Genomic DNA, 21,607 nt, shown 5'->3' with positions numbered 1-21,607 from the left:
CCTACCTCCATTATATTACAAAAACAGCAATAGGGGCTTAAGCCCCTATCACAAAATTACCTTTCAAAATGCCCAGGATTAGTGAACATCTCTCCAGTATTCTTTCTTCAGCATGAATGCCAAGATAAATAGAATCACTAAGAAACCAATTACCTTAAGACCTAACGCTTCTGACTCTAAACGTGACGGTTCGCCAACGTAAGCTAAGAAGTTAGTTAAGTCACGAGCAGCACGATCGTACTCGTCGTCACTCATTTCACCAGAACCATCTGTTTCAGTGCCAACAACTTTAGTCACAGTGTGACCGTGTTCTTCCACTTCTTCAGTGATTGGTGTTGGTAAACCTTGTAGTTCTTGAAGAACGTGCGGCATACCTACCGATGGGAAAACAATATTGTTTACGCCAAACGGACGAGATTCATCTTTGTAGAATGACTTCAGATAAGTGTAGATCCAGTCAGTACCACGAACTCGCGCTACAAGCGTAAGGTCCGGTGGCGCTGCGCCAAACCATTTAGCTGCGTCATCTTTACCAATCGCATTTTTGATGTGGCTACCAACTTTTGAGCCATCAAAAATTAGTTGCTCTTGACCAATCTCAGTAGGAATACCGATATCGCGGAACGTACGCTCATAACGTTGATACTGCATTTGGTGACAACCAAGACAGTAGTTCATGAACAATTTAGCACCGCGTTGTAAAGACGCGTTATCTTTAAGGTCAATGTTCGCATCCATTAAAGGAACCGAAGGACCTGCTGCCATTGTCAACGATGGCAATAATGCGAATAAACCGATAATTAGCTTTTTCATCATTTCGTCAACCTCGTTGGTAATGGCTTAGTTTTCTCATTCTTGCTGTAAACAAATAACAATACGAAGAACATGAAGTATGTCACAGTCGTGATTTGTGATAACAGCGTTTTGAAATCAGTTTGTGGAGTAGCACCAACCCAACCTAAGATAACGAAAGTTACCACAAATTGTGCGATGTTTAACTTGTGTAAACCACAACGATAACGAATAGAACGAACCGAGCCACGGTCAATCCAAGGTAGTAACGCAAGCACTACGATAGATGCACCCATCGCCGCAACACCCATTAACTTGTTAGGGATTGCACGAAGGATTGCATAGAATGGCGTAAAGTACCAAACAGGGAAAATGTGCTCTGGTGTTTTCAGTGGGTTAGCTGCTTCGAAGTTTGGCGCTTCTAAGAAGAAACCATTCATCGCAGGCATAAAGAATACAACCCAGCAGAATAAGATTAAGAAACCAACCACACCCACAATATCTTTCACTGTGTAGTAAGGGTGGAACGGGATTGCATCAACAATGTCTTTCTTGTTGGTGTAATACTCGTGGAATTTGAATTTAGGCTTATCTTCTTCAGCTACAGAACCTTTCTTACGCTTGATTTCAACACCGTCAGGGTTGTTTGAACCCACTTCGTGTAGTGCAACAATGTGTAAGAATACTAAGATAACAATAACTAAAGGTAATGCAATTACGTGTAGTGCAAAGAAGCGGTTAAGCGTAGCACCTGAAATTACGTAGTCACCACGGATCCAAAGCGTTAAATCATCACCAATAACCGGAATCGCACCGAATAGTGAAATGATTACCTGTGCACCCCAGAAAGACATTTGTCCCCAAGGAAGTAAGTAACCCATGAAAGCTTCAGCCATAAGCGCTAAGAAAATGAACATACCGAATAACCACAGTAATTCACGTGGTTTTTGGTAAGAACCGTAGATCATGCCACGGAACATGTGCAGATATACAACGATAAAGAACGCTGAAGCACCTGTTGAGTGAAGGTAACGAAGTAACCAACCGTATTCAACATCACGCATGATGTATTCTACAGATGCGAAAGCACCTTCAGCAGACGGTACGAAGTTCATTGTTAACCAGATACCAGTTACGATTTGGTTAACAAGTACTAACATGGCTAGTGAGCCAAAGAAGTACCAGAAGTTAAAGTTTTTTGGTGCTGGATACTGTGCAATATGCATGTTCCAAACACGTGTCATTGGAATACGATCGTCGATCCAACCAATAATTTTACCAAACATTACGCCACTCCTTTTTCTTCACCGACCAAAATAGTCGTGTCATCAAGGAAGGTATATGGAGGGATTTCTAGATTTAATGGAGCAGGTACAGATTGGAATACACGACCAGCCATATCAAATTTAGAACCGTGACACGGACAGAAGAAACCGTCGTCTGTGCCCTCTACTTTTTCACCAAAGCCACCTTGTAGGAAGCTAGGAGAACAACCTAAGTGCGTACAAATACCAACAGCAACGAAGATCTCAGGACGTTGCGAACGGTATTCATTGGTTGATGATTCAGGTTGTTGAGGCTCTTCAGACGCAGGATCACGAAGTTGACCTTCGTGTTCTTTCATCTGTTCAAGCATTTTAGGTGTACGATTAATAACCCAAACAGGTTTTCCTCGCCACTCAACACGTATTAATTGTCCAGGCTCAAGCTTGCTGATATCTACTTCTACAGGCGCACCCGCAGATTTAGCTCGCTCACTTGGATTCCAAGACGCAATAAAAGGAACAGCAGCCCCAGCCGCACCAACACCACCAACAACAGAGGTAGCTATGGTTAAAAAGCGACGTCGGCCATTGTCTACAGGCGCATTGCTCATCCACTTATCTCCACTATGATTCCCAACACTTGCCATATTGAGAACATCAGTTACAGCAGGTTAATTTTTAGAAATTTCAAAATAGACGCGATCATAATTAAAAGCCTTGATTAAAACAAGGTTATTCACAGTCTCATGCTCGAATAAACCCTATTTAATGAATTATTAATTTAGGTTAGCTCGAGTATGAAGCCGCTGGTTATGATAACGCATATAAAAAAACAATATACTGACCAAGATCAACCTCACTAAGAGGAAACAGAATTCTGCATTAGCTGTTGTTGAACTCACTCACATTACTTGCCCCCCAATTGTAGCAAAAAAATTCATCAATTAACTGATGGATTTAAGCTAATTTTGCTAAATCTTGAAGTTTTTTTACTGTAATACGCAGTAATTATTACTGGTGGTTAAATATCGAACGAAAAAAAGCTAGGTTTTTGCTAGTAGATATAAGCAGGCATTACAAACACTATTCTGGATTACGCATTAAATAACAACTTAAGCGCGAAATAAATTTCACGCCTATATCAAACGTAGGAGTACGCCGTCTGACAAAATTAACGAAGGGTATTCGTGCAATAGGAGGAGTCCATATAAACGGCTATAGCCATGCAAAGCATTCTCTTTTTCAGCACTGAAGAACCTCCTACGACGTATTTAGCTTAAAGCTTCAAAGCTCATTATTCCTTTCGCTTGGGATATCGCTGAAATACTCGACAAATTCCACCTCGAAACCTGCAGGATCAATGAAATATACATTTTTACGATAAGGGTTGTCTGGGCCGTGCTTATCAATCTCATAACCGGCTGAAACTAGACGTTCAATGACAGCATTAATATCGTTTGTCACGTAAGCAAAATGGGCAAGGCCAACTTGATGTCCTGCTAAATCACGGTTTTCAGCTTCACCGTTATCGCTTAATGCTAGATACTGGTAATCATCACCAAAGTGCAACCATTTACGCGGTTTGCCAGACCACTTGCTATCGCCTTGGCTACGCACACGCCAGTGCGGGAATGCCGCTTTATAAAAGTGCAGCATGGCATCAACATTACTAACAACAAGGTTTACGTGTTCTAAATACATGGCAGTTTTCCTTTTTATTTTTAAACTACCACTAAGATAAAACCTCAAGTTAAGTTTAGGTAAAGCACTTTTTCAAATAAAAAAGCCCCACTAAAGTGAGGCTTTTAAAAATGATTTGTTATTTATGAATTAACTACCAGCAACTTGCATTTGTTCAATCAATACAGAGCCTGTTTGAATACCGCCACGACGCTCGATGTCACCACCTAAGCCAACTACCGCTTTAAACATATCTTTTAAGTTACCAGCAATCGTGATCTCACTCACTGGATATTGGATTTCGCCATTCTCGACCCAGAAACCAGCCGCGCCACGCGAGTAATCACCAGTTACGGTATTTACACCTTGACCCATAAGTTCAGTTACTAATAAACCTGTACCCATGGTTTTTAATAATGCTTTTAAGTCAGCATGAGTTTGCTCAACTAGCCAGTTATGAATACCACCAGCATGACCCGTTGGTGCCATAGACAGTTTGCGTGCTGCGTAGCTTGCTAAAAGGTAAGTTTGCAGCTCACCACCTTGAATAATTTCACGGTCTACAGTTTTTAAACCCTCAGCATCAAACGGTGAAGACGCTAAGCCTTTCAATAAATGTGGGCGCTCAGAGATATTCACACAGTCACTGAATACTTTTGTGCCTAAGCTATCAAGTAAAAAGCTTGATTTACGATAAAGCGCTCCACCACCAATCGCCGACACTAAGTGGCCAAATAATGAATTAGCAATATCTGCTCTGAAGATAACAGGCACTTTCATGGTTCCAAGCTTTTGGCTATTAAGCTTAGCCAGAGTTTCTGTTGCCGCTTCTAGGCCTACTTTTGCAGCGTCATTCAAATCATCTTTATGACGCGCTACGGTATAAGCCGAGTCGCGCTGCATTTGCTCGCCTTCTTTACCAATCACCATAGTGCTAATGCTATGACGAGTGCGTGGGTAACCTGCAATCATACCATGGCTGTTACCATAAACACGTAAACCTTGGTGAGAAGAAAAACTCGCACCATCCGAATTTACAATGCGTTCATCGGCATTCAGCGCTGCTTGCTCTGCTTGATGACAAAGTTCAATACCTTGCTCTGGGCTTACTTCCCACGGGTGGTATAAATCTAAATCTTGCGGTGCAAACTCAAGCAACTCTTTATCAGCGATGCCATTAAATGGGTCGTCAGAAGTGAACTTAGCAATATCAATGGCTTTTTCTACCACTGTACGTAACGTTTTAGGGTTTAAATCGGCTGTAGATGCAGAGCCTTTGTTATTACCGACATAAACACTGATACCTAAGCCACCATCTTGGTTAAACTCTATTGTTTCAACTTCACCCATGCGCGTGCTGACAGACAAACCTGAAGTACTCGACATTGCCGCTTCAGCCGCAGTAGCACCTAACTTTTTTGCATGCTCTAGTACTTCGCTTACCGCGTCTTTCACTTCAGAAATGTGTTGATAAATAGGATCTTTCATCTTGTGTGTCCTAGGTTCTGATATTTTTTATAGTGTAGCGAATGCTAACACACTGAGAGACGTGCATCAGCTAATATTAATCATTAACTAAATGACGTATAATAGTGAATAGTTAAGTTTACTGAATGAGCATCCTTATGGCGAAGAAGAAAAAGCCACTAATTGAAGAAGAAATTATTTACGTATCAAAAAGCGAATTAAAACGTGAAGCCATGCAATATCATGGTTTGGGTGCTGAAATCGCAAAAATGCCGAAAAAGCAACGCGATCGTTTGCCACTCAATCATGAATTAAAAGAAGCGTTAGTTGTTTCGGATAAAGTCAGTGATAAAAGTGATGCTTATCGTCGTAACTTAAACTACATCGCAAAAGTATTACGTACAACAGAAAACGTTGATGAAATCCAAGCAATGATCGACATCATGCTTAACAAAAACAATCAAGCCGATGTTTTGATGAACAAAATCGAAACTCTGCGCGATAATCTGATCAAACAAGGTGATGAGTTGATCAATTCAACAATTGATCAATACCCTGCTCTTGAGCGCCAAAAAATGCGCCAGTTAGTGCGTAGCGCCGCAAAAGAAGTAAAAGCAGAAAAGCCTGCCAAAGGTTACAAAGAGTTATTCCAGTATCTAAAAGATGCGATTATGGTTTAATCTCCTTCGCGCGAAATAAATTTCACGCCTACATCAAATGTAGGCGTCACGCTTGCTTGGCGCGTCTTAAACATCACATAATACTCAACTATCGCGCGAAATAAATTTCACGCCTACATCAAACGTAGGCGACACGCTTGCTTGGCGCGTCTGAAATACCACACAACAAACAACCACCGCGCGAAATAAATTTCACGCCTACCTCAAACGTAGGCGTCACGCTTGCTTGGCGCGTATTAAACATCACACAATATTCAACCATCGCATGAAATAAATTTCACACCTACAACCAAATACAATTCCAAAACGGGTAATCGCCAACGTGCTTAACTAATTTTGCGCGTAGAGGGTTTGCCACTACATATCGAGCTTGATGTATTAGGTCGTTTTCATCTCTGATTTGATGATCATAAAAATTACTTTGCCAGACCACGACTTTACGCCCCTTTCTCTTACGAATAGACATGGTTACCATGCTTTTATACAGCTTAATTACTGCTGATAAGTTTTGCTGAGGGCGAAGTTGAAATATCCAATGCAAATGATCTGGCATGAGGACAAAGCAGATTGTCTCTACTTTATCTTCTAAATAGTAAATTGCTTTGGAAGCATCAACTGCATATAAGTAGTTGGCAAATATAGGTACTCGATTCTCACAACAAAGTGTTACTGAATAATAGCAATTTGAATGTGAGGTACGCCCTTTAAGTCTCTTCCTTGACGAAAACATAAACCTATCAATCCTGAAGGTAAAACCTGATCTTAGAACTTAATAATACACCTAGCCAATTTACACCAAAAATGTTTGAACCTCGCAATACAAAAACTCCGTGCGAAATAAATTTCACGCCTACATCACCGTAGGCGTCACGCTTGCTTAACGCGTCTGAAATACCACACAACAAACAACCCATCGCGCGAAATAAATTTCACGCCTACATCACCGTAGGTGTCACGCTTGCTTGGCGCGTCTGACATACATCGCGAGTCATGCACATAAACACATAACCAACATACACCACAGCTCAGCTTCAAACTGACAGCTGAAAGCTGACAGCTACTAAAACAAAAAAGGCTCTGAGCGTTCACTCAGAGCCTTTTTTAAATCGATAATCAATTACCAAATTTTTACGCGATCTTCTGGTTTGATATACATCTTGTCACCTTCTTTCACATCAAATGCCTGATAGAACTCTGGCATGTTTGAAAGAATACCGATTACACGGTAATGGCTTGGTGAATGAGGGTCTGTCATTAGACGGTTACGTAACTCTTCGTCACGATATTTACGACGCCAAATCTGCGACCAACCCATGAAGAAACGTTGATCACCTGTGTAACCATCAATGATAGGTGCTTTTTCATCACCAAGTGATAACTGGTAAGCAGTATAAGCAACGGTTAAGCCACCTAAGTCACCAATGTTTTCACCTAATGTAAGCTGACCATTTACGCTTGCATCTTCAAATGGCTTGTACTCATTATATTGAGCAACTAGCTGACCTGTACGCTCTTCAAACTGTTTAAGGTCTGATTCGCTCCACCAGTTACGTAAGTTACCGTCACCATCGTACTTCGCACCTTGGTCATCAAAACCGTGACCTAATTCGTGGCCGATTACCGCACCGATTGCACCGTAGTTAACAGCATCATCAGCTTCTAGATTGAAGAATGGCGGTTGTAAGATAGCCGCTGGGAATACGATTTCGTTGTTCACAGGGTTGTAGTAAGCGTTTACTGTTTGTGGTGTCATGTGCCACTCAGAACGGTCAACTGGCTTACCTAGTTTGTCGGTCATATCTGCATATTCCCACTCACTGTGGCGAATGTAGTTACCTACTAAGTCATCACCTTTTACTTCAAGTGCTGAGTAGTCTTTCCATTTATCTGGGTAACCAATTTTTGGCGTGAACTTATCAAGTTTTTCTTTTGCAGCAATTTTTGTTTCTGGGCTCATCCACTCAAGGTTTTCAATCGCAACTGCGTAACCTTTGATTACGTTATCAACTAACTCTTCCATGCGTGCTTTCGCTTCAGGTGGGAAGTTGTCTTTCACGTATACTTTACCAAGTATTTCACCTAACACACCGTTTGATGCATCAACTGCTTTTTTCCAAAGTGGTGATTGCTCTGTTACACCGCGCAGTGTTGTGCTGTAGAAATCAAAGTTAAGGTCTACTAACTCTTTATCTAAAAGGCCTGCATAGTTACTAACAAAGTGGAACTTAAGGTAGTTCTGCCAAGTAGCTAAGTCTGTATCGCTGTAAATACCCGCGAACTTTTCTAGGTAGCTAGGCTGGCGAATAATTACGTCTTCTGTTTTGATACCAGACGCATCAAGATAAGCAGCAAAGTCGAAGTCACCTGTCAGTTTGTTCGCATCAGCAACGCTCATCTTGTTGTAAGACTTAGTTGCATCACGGCTTTCAACACGGCTCCACTGCGCCTCGGCAATGCTTGTTTCAAGATCAATAATAGCTTTAGCCGCAGATTCTGCATCAGCTACACCCGCTTTGCTTAAGATAGCTGTTACATATTCTTGATAAGCCTCACGAATTTTTGTGAATTTCTCGTCATCTTTTAAGTAGTAATCACGATCTGGTAAACCTAAACCTGATTGATAAACATACATCGCGTTTTCGCTAGAGTTTTTCGCATCGTTGTTTACGTACCAACCAAAAGGTAAGCTACCGCCTTTAATGCGAAGCTCAGCCATTAAAGCAACAAGATCAGATTTGTTTTTTACTGCATCAACGCTTTCAAGAACTGGCGATAATGGTTTGATGCCTGCCGCTTCACGACCCGCTTCATCCATATAGCTGTTATAGAATGCAGCTAATTTAGCTTCATCAGAGCCCGGCTTAACATTTTTGTTTGCCGCTGCTTTTTCTAGCACTTCTTTCATCGCTTTTTGCGAATCATCGTAAAGCTGAGTAAATGAACCGTAGTTTGATTTATCACCTGGAATTTCAGTTTTCTCTAACCATTCGCCGTTTACGTGATAGTAAAAGTCATCTTGTGCGCGAACAGACTTGTCCATGTTCGCAAGTTCAATACCTGAATTTAAAGGTGCTTTTGCTTCAGTTACGGCCGCAGTTGCTGGTGCTTTAGTTTCTTGTTCTTTTTCACCACAACCAACAAGACCGAGCGCAAGTGCGATACTTGCCGCGGTAAGTGTTACTTTTTTCATGGGAGTCCCGTACTAATTATTTTTGAAGTATTTATCGAAAAACTAGTAAACATAATTAATCATTAGTTTTTCGCTTTCCCCATAATAAACCTCTCGCGCTAAACAATAAAACCTAATATGTAACAATTCTTATCAAAACAAGGTGAGCCGCATTTTTGAGCGGTGGGAGGGGAAAATAAACAGTAAGTGAGCATTGTAGGCGCGATTTTATATCGCAAAGTGCTCTTAATACTCACAAAGAGGATAAGAGACGCTCCGCTTAAGAGAATTTGTCTTTTGGCTTGCTCATTACCTTCTCATTCACTTCTCTTTGTGAAAAACTTATTTGAACCACAGAGAACACCGAGGCGCTGCGCGCTACACAGAGAAACCAATATTTAAAAGAGGTTTGGTCTCTCCTTCTCTTCCTCTATGTTCTCTATGTACTCTGTGGTCAGAAAAAGTTAAAAACTTAAAAATAGTTATAAATCCTTCGCTTAAAAGAAAACAATATTAAGGTTTCCTCATTCTTTACTCATTCACTTCTCTTTGTGCAATTATTTTCGCGTGAAATAAATTTCACGCCTACATCAAACCGTAGGCGTCACGCTTGCTTGGCGCGTATTACATTAAGCTTCAAACTAACAGCTGAAGGCTGGCGGCTATTATTGCTCAAATCTCTGCTTTATCTTTTCGATAATCTCAACATTGGCAGCTGGGAAGCTGTAATCATCAAGCTCGCTGAGTGCAACCCATTTGCCTTGTTGGCCTTCTGCGCCATGAGCAATACCTGAGAAATCATCTACAATGTGCACATCTAAGCGCACACATTTATCGCCATAGTCGTGCTCAATAACCATCAGCTCTTCACTGCCATTAACCGTTAGGTTTACTTCTTCTAACAGCTCACGCTTTAGCGCTGCAAATACGCTCTCGCCCTGCTCTACTTTACCGCCAGGAAATTCCCATAAGCCGCCTTGGTGTTTGTCATCTGGACGCTTACAAATAAATAACTGCTGATCTTTATAAATAACGCCAACAGCAACATGCACTACTTTTTTAGTCATTTGTTGTTTCCTTAATCATAAAAAAAGCGACGCAAGCGTCGCTTTTTATCACCATGTTTTGGTTATTTTAATTTACCGCAACACTGCTTATATTTATTACCTGAACCACATGGGCACGGCTCGTTACGGCCAACTTTAGGCTCTGCACGTTGAGTAACTACTGCGCCTTCTGGTGTTTCGCCACCGATGTGCTCAGCTTCTTCGTGTTGATATTCACGAGGTGCATTTTCGCTACGGCGATGTTGCTCTTCAACTTTCTCAACATCTTCTTCAGCGCGAACTTGTACTTTACTTAAAATACCTACAACATCGATTTTTAAGTTCTCTAACATTTCAGAGAATAGCTCGAACGATTCACGCTTGTACTCTTGCTTAGGATTCTTCTGAGCGTAACCACGTAAGTGGATACCTTGACGAAGGTGGTCCATCGCTGCCAAGTGATCTTTCCAATGTTGGTCTAGGCTTTGTAGCATAATCGCTTTTTCGAATTGACGTAGAACTGACTCGCCTACCATCTCTTCTTTTTGCTTGTATGCTTGCTCAACCGCTTGTTCGATACGCTCACGAAGTTTCTCTTCGTATAATTTGCTATCGTCAGCTAGCCATTGTGAAATTGGCAGCTCAATTAAGAAATCTTGTTTTAAGCGCTCTTCAAGACCTGGGATATCCCACATTTCCGCTAAGCTTTGCGGTGCAATGTATTGGTCAATCGTGCCGTTTAGAACATCGCTGCGAATTGCAGTGATAGTTTCTGAAATATCGCCTTCTTCAAGTAGTTCGTTACGCTGTGAGTAAACAACACGACGTTGGTCATTTGCTACATCATCGTACTCAAGTAATTGCTTACGAACGTCGAAGTTACGTGCTTCAACTTTACGTTGTGCGTTTTCGATTGCGCGGTTAACCCAAGGGTGTTCAATCGCTTCGCCGCGTTGCATACCTAGTTTACGCATCATGTTAGTCATGCGCTCACCAGCGAAGATACGCATTAGCGCGTCGTCCATTGATAAGTAGAAACGGCTTGAACCTGCATCACCTTGACGACCTGAACGACCACGTAACTGGTTATCGATACGACGAGATTCGTGACGCTCAGTACCAATGATGTGTAGACCACCCGCTTCGATTACCGCATCGTGGCGTTTTTGCCACTCATCTTTAATCGCTTTGATTTGTTCATCCGTTGGGTTTTCTAGCTTTTCAACTTCGCTATTCCAGTTACCACCTAACACGATATCGGTACCACGACCGGCCATGTTAGTTGCAATGGTTACTGTGCCAGGTAAACCAGCATCGGCGACAATGTCTGCTTCTTGCGCGTGGAACTTAGCATTAAGTACGTTGTGCTTAATTTTTTCTTTGCGTAAGAACTGCGATAAGTACTCAGAACTTTCGATAGAAATAGTACCAACAAGTACCGGTTGACCTCGTTCTTGACAATCTTTGATATCTGCAAGGATTGCTTCGTACTTTTCTTCTTGTGTTAAGTATACAAGGTCAGCACGATCGTCACGGATCATCGGTTTGTTAGTTGGCATTACAACTGTATCTAGACCATAGATAGACTGGAACTCAAACGCTTCAGTGTCTGCAGTACCTGTCATACCCGCTAGAGTGTCGTATAAACGGAAGTAGTTTTGGAATGTGATTGATGCCAAAGTTTGGTTTTCATTTTGAATGCGTACACCTTCTTTCGCTTCAACAGCTTGGTGTAAACCTTCTGACCAACGACGACCTTCCATTGTACGGCCTGTATGCTCATCAACAATGATAACTTCGTTTTCTTTAACAACGTAATCAACGTCTTTTTGATAAAGCTTGTGAGCACGAAGTGCTGCATACACATGGCTTAATAATGTGATGCTTGATGCAGAGTAAAGTGAATCACCTTCTTGGATTAAGCCACGCTCAATCAGTAGCTCTTCAACTTTAATTTGGCCACGTTCAGTTAAGTGAACTTGTTTCGACTTTTCATCGATAGTGAAGTCGCCGTCGCCTTCAACGCCTTCTTCATCTTCTTTTTCTTGTAGCTCAAGTTCTGGCACAATTTTATTAATTTCGATGTAAAGCTCAGAGCTGTCTTCAGCTGGACCTGAGATAATCAGCGGCGTACGCGCTTCATCGATTAGAATTGAATCCACCTCATCCACTACTGCGTAGTAAAGTGGGCGTTGCACACGCTCATCAATGCTAAATGCCATGTTATCGCGAAGATAATCAAAGCCAAATTCGTTATTAGTACCGTAAGTGATGTCAGCAGCGTAAGCTACTTTCTTTTGCTGTGGCATCATGCCAGGTACGTTACAACCGACTGTTAGGCCTAAAAATTCAAATAGTGGGCGGTTAGTTTCGGCGTCACGTTTTGCAAGGTAATCGTTCACGGTAATAACGTGAACACCTTTTCCTGTTAAACCACGAAGGTATGCAGGTAATGTTGCTGTTAATGTTTTACCTTCACCAGTACGCATTTCTGCGATGCGGCCTTGATGTAAAACCATACCACCTAGTAGCTGTACGTCGAAGTGACGCATGCCATTTACACGCTTAGATGCTTCACGTACCACAGCGAATGCTTCTGGTAAAATATCATCTAGGCTTTGTCCGTTATCGTAACGCTCTCTAAATTCAGCTGTTTTTGCTTTTAAATCTTCATCAGAAAGCGCTTCTAATTGCTTTTCAAGCGCATTAATTAGAGCGACCGTCTTTCTTAGGTTTTTAATAGTGCGGTCATTGCGACTACCAAAAATCTTGGTAAATAAATTAGATATCATGATAAAACCGTTACAATATGTTCTTTGTTAGCTAGTCATTAGCCAACCCATTTTCTTCAATTGATAATTAATATGCGCTTATGCTCATGATGTAGGGCATATTAATTAACAATTTGTCAGTACGCTGTTTAAAACACCGCTTATTTCGTGCGCTATCATACCAGAGTCTGCGCAACATCAAACCTTCTGTGTGTGAAGATATGGAATTTCGGCAAGAAAATTTAAAAATCAGCCATAATCTTTGATCTAACCCCATAAAAAAGGTGAAAACAAGACCACTGAGTAGATATGGCGACAATCGAAATAAAATCAAGATCAGCGAAGAAAAAAGGCGATTAGAGTGACGAAATTCGATTTTGTAAATGTAGGTAGTCATTTATGGCGACAATATATTATATATCCTTCACCAATGACGTGCTAAAGCACGACCTACTTGCTCAGTCTGCGAAAAAAATATTTGAACCACAGAGAACACAGAGGCGCTGCGCGCTACATAGAGAAACCAAATTATCACAAAGAGATTATGAGACGCTGCGCTTCAGAGGAAGTAAAAATAATCTCGTGGTCTCCTCATTCTCTTCTCATTCACTTCTCTTTGCGTAAAAGTTTTTAAGTTCGTAGGAACGGCTTTAGCCGTGAATTGCTCTAAACACTTCGGCACTAAAGTACCTCCTACATGCATTACAACAAACGCGACTATTCGGCTTCAAACTGACAGCTGAAAGCTGACGGCTGACGGCTGACGGCTTTATTTACTTCTTCCGCCCATGCAGGGCTAAGCGCTCTAATTTGGCTTTTAAAGATGGGGGGGCGTCTGCGGCAATGGCGCTGAGGTAATCAGCAGTTTGCTCGCTCATTTGACGTTTAGAAACAGGCTTTTGCTCTGGCTTATTTGTTGATGATAAGCGCTGCGTTGCCTGTGGGTTTGCGGTAATTTTAATTTGCCCAAGCTCTATCATGCCTGCGGCACGAAAATGAGAAAGCATATCCATTTTTAAGTAATTTAAACGCAGCGCAATCGGTGCCGAAACCGCTTCGATCATCAAAGTACCATCACGGTAATTACTTACTCGGCATTTTTTTGAAAGCGCTTCACCTAAAAAGTCATCAAGAATAGTTTGTTGAGAAGACAAGCCTTGGGTTTTACCAGCATAAGATGCTAAGCGACCACTCAAGTCCGCCATAATATCGCCAACAGCCTTTGGCGCGTATCTATCTTTTGCCATTAATCTTCTACCTAAAAGGGTTAATCACCACAAAGAGAATATACCACCTACGTAAATATGAAGCTATTAGGTTTGAGATGCGAGGTGCGAGATGCGAGTTATCGTAGGCGTCACGCTTGCTTGGCGCGTCTTGCATTTAGTACCAAGCCTGCAAATTAATACAGAGCCAACAAACAACACCGCACGACTTAAAACTTATGAATTAAAGCTTAAAGCTCCCTTCCTCTTCCTCCTGCGTGATTGTTTCTGGTACACTTTTCCTTTGTTTTTTATTTAACTTGCGCGATGACTCAACACTCTCTTACTTTAATCGTATTGGCCGGCGGGCTGGGTAGCCGCTTTGGCGGAAACAAACAAATTGCCGAAATTCCGGGGCTGGGCTGTACCATCATGGAGCTTAGTATTCAAGATGCGGTTAAAGCAGGTGTGAGCCAAGCGGTGATCATCATTAATAAAAAAATTCGTGCTGAGTTTGAGGCAACAATTTTACCGCGCCTGCCTGAATCGCTTGAAGTAATTCTAGTTGAGCAAGCAATTAGCTCAGTGCCAAATGGTTATGAGCACCTAGCCGCTGAACGCCAAAAGCCGTGGGGCACAGGCCATGCTTTACTTTGCGCAAAACCCTATGTTAATAACCCTGCTATTGTCATTACTGCCGATGATTATTATGGCGAGTCTTCTTTTGCTATTCTTAGCGAACACTTCAAACAGCATAGTAACTGGGCCATGGTAGGTTACCCGATAAAAGACACTCTTTCGGCACAGGGTGGTGTAAACCGTGGTGTATGCTCTGTTAATAGCCTGCAGCACTTGACTGATGTGGTTGAGTACCTAGATATTAAACTCGAAAATAATGTTTTAAAGGGTAACAACCCAGATGGTGAAAGGTTAGCAATAGCTGACGATTCACTTGGCTCAATGAGCTTTTGGGGAATAACACCAAGTTTATTTAAAGACTTAGAAAAAGGCTTTATTGAGTTTTTAGAAAATACTGACAACGGTGTCATTAAAGAGTACTATTTACCCAATGAGATACAACTCGCGATTAAAGATAACCGCCAAGCTGTAACCGTTTATACTGCAAAAGAGCCATGGTATGGCGTGACCTACAAAGCTGAATTGGATGCAATAGCACACACTTTATGTCAGTTACGTCAAAAACAAAACGATTAGCCCTCGCCTCTTCTTGCAAAAAATAAGTAATGGAAAATTAATGAAGTCGAATCCTGTTGCAACTTATCTTTCTGAGCACTTTGGCTTAGGTACAGATAACGTAACGCTAAAGCCAATTGGCAATGGCCATATCAACACAACCATGTTGCTTAAAGCTGAAGAAAACGCTTTAGTTGTGCAAAAATTAAATACCGATGTGTTCCCTAATCCTGAGCACCTAGTTGAAAATGCACGGCTAATTGAGCAACACCTAAGCGAAAAGCTTAGCAATGGTGAATATAACCTCGAAATTATTCGACATATTCCAACTCTCGAAAATGACTTTTTAGTTGAATGCGATCAAGGTGTTTGGCGTGCACTCGAATTTATTGGCGGCAGTTATAGTGAAGATGTTGTAGCAACTATCTCGCAAGCACAAACTGCAGCCAATGCATTTGGCCAATTCGCACTGGCTTTACAAGATTTTCAGGCTGAACAGCTACATCATGTGATCCCTGATTTTCATAACTTAGCAATGCGCTTTGACGCTTTTAAAAAGGTAATCGAAAAAGATCCTGTAAATCGTGTAGCACTTTGCCAAGACGACATCGACTTTTGTTTAGCTCAGCAATCTCTTGTTGAAGAGCTAAAACAGCTTGAAGGTAACATTCCTTTAAGACCATGCCATAACGATACAAAAATCAATAATATGCTTTTCTGCACACAGTCAGATGATGCAAAAGCAGTTATCGACCTAGATACCTGTATGCCAGGTTATTGGCTATTTGATTTTGGCGATATGGTGCGTACCTTCTGCTCTCCTGAGCAAGAAGATTCAACCAACCTAAGTAATGTACGTGTTCGTGAAGAAATCTTCGCCGCCATAGTTAAAGGTTATGTTGAACCACTACAAGATGTGATCACCGATGCCGAAAAAGAAAGCTTCTGGTTAGGCACCAAAGTCATGACCTTTATGATTGGCCTGCGCTTTTTAACAGACTTTATTGATGGCGATAATTACTTTGCCACCAAACATGCAAACCACAACCTTGAGCGCGCCCGCAACCAGTTTGCTCTATATCGCGATATTCTTGAAAAAGAGCACACATTAAAAGCGATTTTAGATATAAACAAGGGCTAGGTTTTATATTCACAAAGAGGATAAGAGGCACTACGCTTTAGAGAAACACAATTTGGTATGTTATTGTCTTCTCGTTCTTTCCTCATTCACTTCTCTTTTCGCAAAAAAGATCTTATGCGCGAAATAAATTTCACGCCTACATTCACCGTATGCTTCACGCTTGCTTGGCGCGTCTTAATTCAGCACCAAGCCTGCAAATTAATAAAGAACCCACAAACAATGCCCCTCGGGTAAAAACTGACAACTGAAAGCTGATGGCTAGTCTTTAAACATATTTGAACCATAGAGTACACAGAGGCGCTTCGCGCTACACAGAGAAACCAAATTGTCACAAAGAGGATAAGAGACGCTTCGCTTCAGAGGAATAAATTAAGATGTTTTTGGTTTACTCATTCACTTCTCTTTGTGCAATTATTTTCGGCACTAAAGTACCTCCTACGAGGTAGGCCCACAAACCACACCGTTCGACTCCAAACTGACAGCTGAAAGCTGATGGCTAGTCTTTCTCTTTGTGCAAAACATAACGCGCGAAATAAATTTCACGCCTACAACAATACGTAGGAACGGCTTTAGCCGTGAATAAAATAAAGATGTTCGGCGTTAAAACGCCTCCTACATCGTAGGAGTCACGCTTGCTTGGCTCGGATGGCATTTACCACAATAGCAGTAAACAAACACATCGCAATTCAGCCTGACGGCTGACGGCTACTATAATCCAGACAAAAAAAAGCCGCTTAAAGCGGCTTTTTATTTAGGGATTAAACCCTGAGTATTACTAACAAATATATTAGCTACCAGTTACTGTTTCACAAACTGCAGATAATGCGATTGACTCAGCAGTACCGTCAGCAGTAATAGTTGTAGTTGCAGTAGAACCACCTGTAGACAGTGGGATACGTGCATTAACAGTTACATTATAAGTGCTACCTTCAACAAGGTCAGCTAGTGAGAATGTACCACCTGAACCTGAAGCAACAACTTTCTTCTTGTTAGCTAAGCTATACTTAACTAGAGCACCGCTCATATCGATTGTTTGAGTAGAATCGTTAGAACATGCAGCCGTTACAGTGAAATCTTCTGAAGTGTAAGTTACTGGATTAGCTAGTACTACAGGTACCTCACCACATACATCAACTTCGCCGTTAGATTCAAACCAAACTTGACCGTTACCGTCAGTTACAGTTACAGATGCAGTTGCACTAGAAGAAATACCTTCTTTCTTAGCTTGACCCGAAGTTACTACAATATTATTTGAGCTGTTTGAGCTAATTTTACTAGTGTAGCTTGCATCAGAAGAATCTAGAGAAACCGTTAAGCCTTTAGCTGGAACATCATCACCACTAACAGCTACAGAAATACCCGAACTACAAACATCTACCGGTGCAGTTGAAGCAAAGAATGTTAAGTGGCTTGTTTGGAAGCTACCAGTGTAAGTACCTGAAGTTGCATTAAGAGCACCTACAGTTACCATATTAGTTTCTGACTGCCATAAACCCGTGTCTTCGTTATGAGACTTAAGACCTAGCATATCGCCAGTTTGAATAGCTTCACCATTGATCATAGTGTCAGATGGAATAGCCATTGAAACAGTGATAGGGTCAGAGAATTTCTTAATTTTCTTACCTTCGCTGTTTGTCATTGTAACATTAGCAACACCAACAGCTTTAACTGTTGTTTCTGCATCAGCGTCATTAATATTTGCTGGTACAATAGATTGTGCTGCAGAAGATGTAGCATCAGCGCCTGTTACGTTTAATGAAATTTCACCAGATACAGGTTCTTCATTTTCATCAAGTAAAATAACACCCGCTGGTACAGTTGCAGACGCACTTGAAGCGCCTTCTTCAGTAGCTGCTTCGATTGGTGCAGAAGTAGTACCACCCGCTTCAACTGTAGCTTCAACTACAGTATCGGCAATACCTTCAGCAGTTTTTGATGTAAGAGGTAAAACTTGATCAATTGAAGTTTCGCCTTCTTCAGCCACTAGGCTAACTGCGAATGTTTTACCAACATAACCATCTGCAGTTACGTTTACAGTTACTTCTTCAAGTGTTGCACCGTCTTTAACGGTGAAAGTAACACTACCGTCTTCAGTTGTAGTAGTTGTTAACGCTTCACCATCAACATCAACGATGTTACTAGATACAACACCGTCTTCTAAAAATGTTACGGTAGCATCAACCACATCAGTTGTAGCAGAATCAATAACACTAGTGTTAACAACTAGGCCTAGTTCAGCAGGCGCTTCAGGTGGAACAATGACGGTTACAGGTGGATCTACCGGATCAGGTACGACCTCATTTTTGTCGTCATCACTCGAACAGCCTGAAAGAGCAAAAACAGATGCTACAGACATTGCTAGTAGCGTTTTTTTGTTAGTAAACATAGGGAGTCCTTTTATTCCTTTTTTAAATAAACGTATCAAATAAGGTCGATTAATAATGAAAAGTTATTAGCCCGACTCTAATCTAAGAGTTATTAGGTAACAACTTTACACAGCTACCTAGTAGGTTAAATAACAATCACAACATTTGCAACAGTCATTTCGCATATTGAGCCTTTATTTTTCACTAAAAAGGCTCAATGTGAATTATAGGTAATATTTACAATCCATCAATTATGATTACAAAAAATAATTTCATTCTCTGTGTATTCAAATTAACAGAAAAAAAACATAGGTAAATTGGTTACTTATATTCTAGGTATACATCTCGCAAGCGGCTAAAGTTAGCATACACATAAGCTTTTGATAAACGACCTTGATTTAAGAACTTGCGGTCTAAGCTTATATTATTAAATGGCGTGTACGCACGGTTAAATACTACATTATTATGAGATTGACCCACTTGAGTATCAATTACGTGACGCCATGCTTGGTTACCTTTAATTTGGCCATAGCGGCTCACACTCATGTCTTTTCTTGGTGTAAGCGGGATGCTAAAAGCAAAGCCAATTTTTTTCACGCTCGTGTCTTGCGCATAAACTGCAAGATAACTATCGCCAAACCAAAAGCGGCTTTCAACTTTAAAACCAGAGTCGTCATAAAAGTAATTACCAGCCTCAGCATGCAAGGTAATGTCTTGTTCAACCCAATTAAACTGATAAGAAACTACCTGGATATCTTTGTGTGCATCATAATCTTGATAATCGAAATACCCTATATTGGCACTCACTTTATGTCGGCCTTCAGGGCTTAACCAAGTTGTTTCGTTTTGAATACCCATATAGTCTTGGTAATCTTTAAAATAACCAAGCTGAGTTTGGTTATAAATACCGTAAGGCAATGCAAATGTTTGATAAAGTGTTGCTCTGTCGAACTCTGACTCTTCGCGATAATATCTAAACGGTGCATCTTTTTCGTAGTCATCACTGTCGGCTACGTGCACTTGGCCACCAAAATTAAGCCCAGCTCCCTGCCATAATGGCACATCAACGTCTGCACGCACCGCAAATGAAAAATCATATACGCCAAGTTCAGTGGCGTAGTTATTTCTAAGCACAGGGCTTAGTGACACTCTTGGTTTAAAATAAGGCGTACTTGTATTCATTAAACCAACCCAAGTTAATGCTCTTGGCAACGGCATTGAGCCTTGAAAAACAATTACTTCTGGGTGTTTTTTCGCAAGAATAAATTCGCGGTATTCGTCTACATTACCTTTTAAGCTAAGCTGAGGAATATCTTGCTTAGACATCATTACATTAAACTCAGCACCTTCGCTGGTTACATATTGAGAAATGCGCCCAAGCACAAGGCCTATAGCATCAAGGTCGTTACGGTTAAATACTGAGTTTTCAAATTTTACTGCAATTTGCTTATCACTGTTAAAACCGACTTGTACACTTTCGAAGCCATCTTTAACCAAAGCATGCTTTAAAGTAGCTGCTTGTTTGGTCATTTCTTTATTGCTTTCGAAATAACGGTGTGCATTTGGGTCTTTAATGGTTACAGGTTCTTTATTAGCCGTTAGTTTAAAGTATGCTAATTCGTCACTTTCTGATAAAACGGGTTCTGGCGCACTTTCAATAGCCTCATATTCAGGTTTTGTGAATAAAGGCATTTTAAAATTAACGCCCCATAAAGTGTCTTCTTCACTGTAGTCTGTATTGCTATAAAAACGGCTAGTGAATGTTAATTCACCTATATCATATAGCCACTTTTTAGGGACCGTAACTTTTGCTGCGGCATTAAAAGCATCTGCGTCATGTTCAGCTTGTAGTGCAAACCAGTCTAATGGTTGCCATTCAACCCCCGCAAACGGGCCATCCATTTGGCCGCTAATACGGTCACTTACAGCGTAACCTGCTGAGAACCTAAAATCCCATAATTCTTTAGAGGCAACTGCATAATAGGTTTCGTAGTTATTTGCTGCACCGCCGATATCTTTTGCACCAATTGCAACAGTAAACCACTCTTTAGGTATATAAGGTAATTGATACTTAGCATTAAATGATAAATCGCGCAGTTGACCACTGCCTTCAGTATAAAACAAATTGTCATTCATTGATTCGGCTGCTATTTGGCCACTTACCTCAAGGCCATCAAATAAACCAGCTGAAAAAATAAAATTATGACCATCAACATACTCTTTACCTCTTAGGTCAAGCATATTGTTGTAGCCAATATCAATATTGCCAACATCAATAACACTTGCGTTAGGAGTATTAATTAGGCCTGTATAGCCAGTAAAAGATTGATAGTTATTTATTTTTTCTGAAGCTAGCACAGGAGCGCAAAGAGTAGCTAACCCGCTAATGAGTAAAGTGTTCGCCTTTAGCATAACTCGAATCCATGAAGAATTATTAGAATTTTTTGTTAACGCCAATATAGCATTAATTAATTAATTTAGTTAGTTATTCATCTTTAAAAAGTTAATACAAAAATGAAATTTAAATCATAGATAAAACCAAAATATCACAAAGAGGATAAGAGACGCTGCACTTTAGATAAAACAACTTATAAGATGTATTGGATCCCTCTTTTTCTTCTCATTCACTTCTCTTTGTGAAAAACTTATTTGAACCACAGAGAACACCGAGACGCTGCGCGCTACACAGAGAAACCAATATTTAAAAGAGGTTTGGTCTCTCCTTCTCTTCCTCTATGCTCTTTATGTCCTCTGTGGTTAGAAAAAAGATCTTTAATTTACAAAGAGGATAAGAGACGCTGCGCTTAAGAGAAAACAACTTATAAGATTTA

At 40.9% G+C, this 21,607-nt stretch carries 15 protein-coding genes; 3 read left to right on the top strand and 12 right to left on the bottom strand.

The annotated features are described in order from the left end of the window. Positions 1-78: 78 nt before the first annotated feature. The 5 genes from EVU92_RS06470 to pmbA form a co-directional block, all read right to left on the bottom strand. Positions 79-816 (bottom strand): cytochrome c1, encoded by a 738-nt coding sequence (locus EVU92_RS06470; protein ID WP_130050512.1) that lies wholly within the window; start codon positions 814-816, stop codon positions 79-81. Then, the gene (locus EVU92_RS06465) at positions 813-2,078 is read right to left on the bottom strand and encodes a cytochrome b N-terminal domain-containing protein (RefSeq protein WP_130050511.1); all 1,266 of its coding nucleotides are present in this window, start codon (positions 2,076-2,078) and stop codon (positions 813-815) included. Before EVU92_RS06465 ends, EVU92_RS06470 begins: the two co-directional genes overlap by 4 nt. Continuing rightward, on the bottom strand, positions 2,078-2,668 hold the full coding sequence (petA, locus tag EVU92_RS06460) for a ubiquinol-cytochrome c reductase iron-sulfur subunit (protein WP_063702692.1): 591 nt from the start codon (positions 2,666-2,668) through the stop codon (positions 2,078-2,080). The genes EVU92_RS06465 and petA overlap by 1 nt, the downstream gene beginning before the upstream one ends. Positions 2,669-3,341: 673 nt before the next feature. Continuing rightward, positions 3,342-3,758: a VOC family protein gene (locus EVU92_RS06455; RefSeq protein ID WP_130050510.1), complete on the bottom strand. Its 417-nt coding sequence runs from the start codon at positions 3,756-3,758 to the stop codon at positions 3,342-3,344. Positions 3,759-3,887: 129 nt separating this feature from the next. After that, positions 3,888-5,225, bottom strand: coding sequence for a metalloprotease PmbA (gene pmbA / locus EVU92_RS06450; protein ID WP_130050509.1), 1,338 nt, complete (start codon positions 5,223-5,225; stop codon positions 3,888-3,890). A gap of 137 nt (positions 5,226-5,362) precedes the next feature. Here pmbA and yjgA point away from each other — a divergent pair, with 137 nt between their 5' ends. Next, on the top strand, positions 5,363-5,884 hold the full coding sequence (gene yjgA / locus EVU92_RS06445) for a ribosome biogenesis factor YjgA (RefSeq protein WP_130050508.1): 522 nt from the start codon (positions 5,363-5,365) through the stop codon (positions 5,882-5,884). Between the two features lie 283 nt (positions 5,885-6,167). On the opposite strand, the gene EVU92_RS06440 is transcribed toward yjgA, so the two are convergent. The 5 genes from EVU92_RS06440 to EVU92_RS06420 all read right to left on the bottom strand — a co-directional run bounded on the left by EVU92_RS06440 (position 6,168) and on the right by EVU92_RS06420 (position 14,117). Further along, positions 6,168-6,614: a transposase gene (locus tag EVU92_RS06440; protein ID WP_130050507.1), complete on the bottom strand. Its 447-nt coding sequence runs from the start codon at positions 6,612-6,614 to the stop codon at positions 6,168-6,170. Positions 6,615-7,001: 387 nt separating this feature from the next. Beyond that, entirely contained in the window at positions 7,002-9,074 is a 2,073-nt protein-coding gene (locus EVU92_RS06435) for a M13-type metalloendopeptidase (protein ID WP_130050506.1), read from the bottom strand. A 644-nt stretch (positions 9,075-9,718) separates the two neighbouring features. Then, a complete protein-coding gene (gene mutT / locus EVU92_RS06430; protein WP_130050505.1) occupies positions 9,719-10,120 on the bottom strand; it encodes an 8-oxo-dGTP diphosphatase MutT in 402 nt (133 codons plus the stop codon). 62 nt (positions 10,121-10,182) lie between these two features. Continuing rightward, positions 10,183-12,891: a preprotein translocase subunit SecA gene (secA, locus tag EVU92_RS06425; RefSeq protein WP_130050504.1), complete on the bottom strand. Its 2,709-nt coding sequence runs from the start codon at positions 12,889-12,891 to the stop codon at positions 10,183-10,185. 752 nt (positions 12,892-13,643) lie between these two features. Continuing rightward, complete coding sequence (locus EVU92_RS06420; protein WP_130050503.1) at positions 13,644-14,117, bottom strand: DUF721 domain-containing protein; 474 nt, start codon at positions 14,115-14,117, stop codon at positions 13,644-13,646. Between the two features lie 285 nt (positions 14,118-14,402). Here EVU92_RS06420 and EVU92_RS06415 point away from each other — a divergent pair, with 285 nt between their 5' ends. Next, positions 14,403-15,290: an NTP transferase domain-containing protein gene (locus tag EVU92_RS06415; RefSeq protein WP_130050502.1), complete on the top strand. Its 888-nt coding sequence runs from the start codon at positions 14,403-14,405 to the stop codon at positions 15,288-15,290. Between the two features lie 40 nt (positions 15,291-15,330). Further along, on the top strand, positions 15,331-16,410 hold the full coding sequence (locus EVU92_RS06410) for an aminoglycoside phosphotransferase family protein (protein ID WP_130050501.1): 1,080 nt from the start codon (positions 15,331-15,333) through the stop codon (positions 16,408-16,410). A 787-nt stretch (positions 16,411-17,197) separates the two neighbouring features. Here EVU92_RS06410 and EVU92_RS06405 read toward each other — a convergent pair. Beyond that, positions 17,198-18,796, bottom strand: a complete 1,599-nt coding sequence (locus EVU92_RS06405; protein ID WP_130050500.1) for a hypothetical protein — start codon at positions 18,794-18,796, stop codon at positions 17,198-17,200. Positions 18,797-19,097: 301 nt separating this feature from the next. Beyond that, positions 19,098-21,188 (bottom strand): YjbH domain-containing protein, encoded by a 2,091-nt coding sequence (locus tag EVU92_RS06400; RefSeq protein WP_130050499.1) that lies wholly within the window; start codon positions 21,186-21,188, stop codon positions 19,098-19,100. Between the last annotated feature and the right edge of the window lie 419 nt (positions 21,189-21,607).

The sequence above is a fragment of the Pseudoalteromonas sp. MEBiC 03485 genome (assembly GCF_004195145.1).
In the GTDB taxonomy this organism is placed as follows: Bacteria; Pseudomonadota; Gammaproteobacteria; order Enterobacterales; family Alteromonadaceae; genus Pseudoalteromonas; species Pseudoalteromonas apostichopi.
The sequence above is the reverse complement of the archived record's forward strand: the minus strand, read 5'-3'. Positions and strand labels throughout refer to the sequence as shown.

What these genes read in the sequence shown, in the direction of transcription:
- EVU92_RS06470 (WP_130050512.1), bottom strand. Translation starts at nt 816, where the DNA reads ATGATGAAAAAGCTAATTATCGGTTTATTCGCATTATTGCCATCGTTG.
- EVU92_RS06465 (WP_130050511.1), bottom strand. Translation starts at nt 2,078, where the DNA reads ATGTTTGGTAAAATTATTGGTTGGATCGACGATCGTATTCCAATGACA.
- petA (WP_063702692.1), bottom strand. Translation starts at nt 2,668, where the DNA reads ATGAGCAATGCGCCTGTAGACAATGGCCGACGTCGCTTTTTAACCATA.
- EVU92_RS06455 (WP_130050510.1), bottom strand. Translation starts at nt 3,758, where the DNA reads ATGTATTTAGAACACGTAAACCTTGTTGTTAGTAATGTTGATGCCATG.
- pmbA (WP_130050509.1), bottom strand. Translation starts at nt 5,225, where the DNA reads ATGAAAGATCCTATTTATCAACACATTTCTGAAGTGAAAGACGCGGTA.
- yjgA (WP_130050508.1), top strand. Translation starts at nt 5,363, where the DNA reads ATGGCGAAGAAGAAAAAGCCACTAATTGAAGAAGAAATTATTTACGTA.
- EVU92_RS06440 (WP_130050507.1), bottom strand. Translation starts at nt 6,614, where the DNA reads ATGTTTTCGTCAAGGAAGAGACTTAAAGGGCGTACCTCACATTCAAAT.
- EVU92_RS06435 (WP_130050506.1), bottom strand. Translation starts at nt 9,074, where the DNA reads ATGAAAAAAGTAACACTTACCGCGGCAAGTATCGCACTTGCGCTCGGT.
- mutT (WP_130050505.1), bottom strand. Translation starts at nt 10,120, where the DNA reads ATGACTAAAAAAGTAGTGCATGTTGCTGTTGGCGTTATTTATAAAGAT.
- secA (WP_130050504.1), bottom strand. Translation starts at nt 12,891, where the DNA reads ATGATATCTAATTTATTTACCAAGATTTTTGGTAGTCGCAATGACCGC.
- EVU92_RS06420 (WP_130050503.1), bottom strand. Translation starts at nt 14,117, where the DNA reads ATGGCAAAAGATAGATACGCGCCAAAGGCTGTTGGCGATATTATGGCG.
- EVU92_RS06415 (WP_130050502.1), top strand. Translation starts at nt 14,403, where the DNA reads ATGACTCAACACTCTCTTACTTTAATCGTATTGGCCGGCGGGCTGGGT.
- EVU92_RS06410 (WP_130050501.1), top strand. Translation starts at nt 15,331, where the DNA reads ATGAAGTCGAATCCTGTTGCAACTTATCTTTCTGAGCACTTTGGCTTA.
- EVU92_RS06405 (WP_130050500.1), bottom strand. Translation starts at nt 18,796, where the DNA reads ATGTTTACTAACAAAAAAACGCTACTAGCAATGTCTGTAGCATCTGTT.
- EVU92_RS06400 (WP_130050499.1), bottom strand. Translation starts at nt 21,188, where the DNA reads ATGCTAAAGGCGAACACTTTACTCATTAGCGGGTTAGCTACTCTTTGC.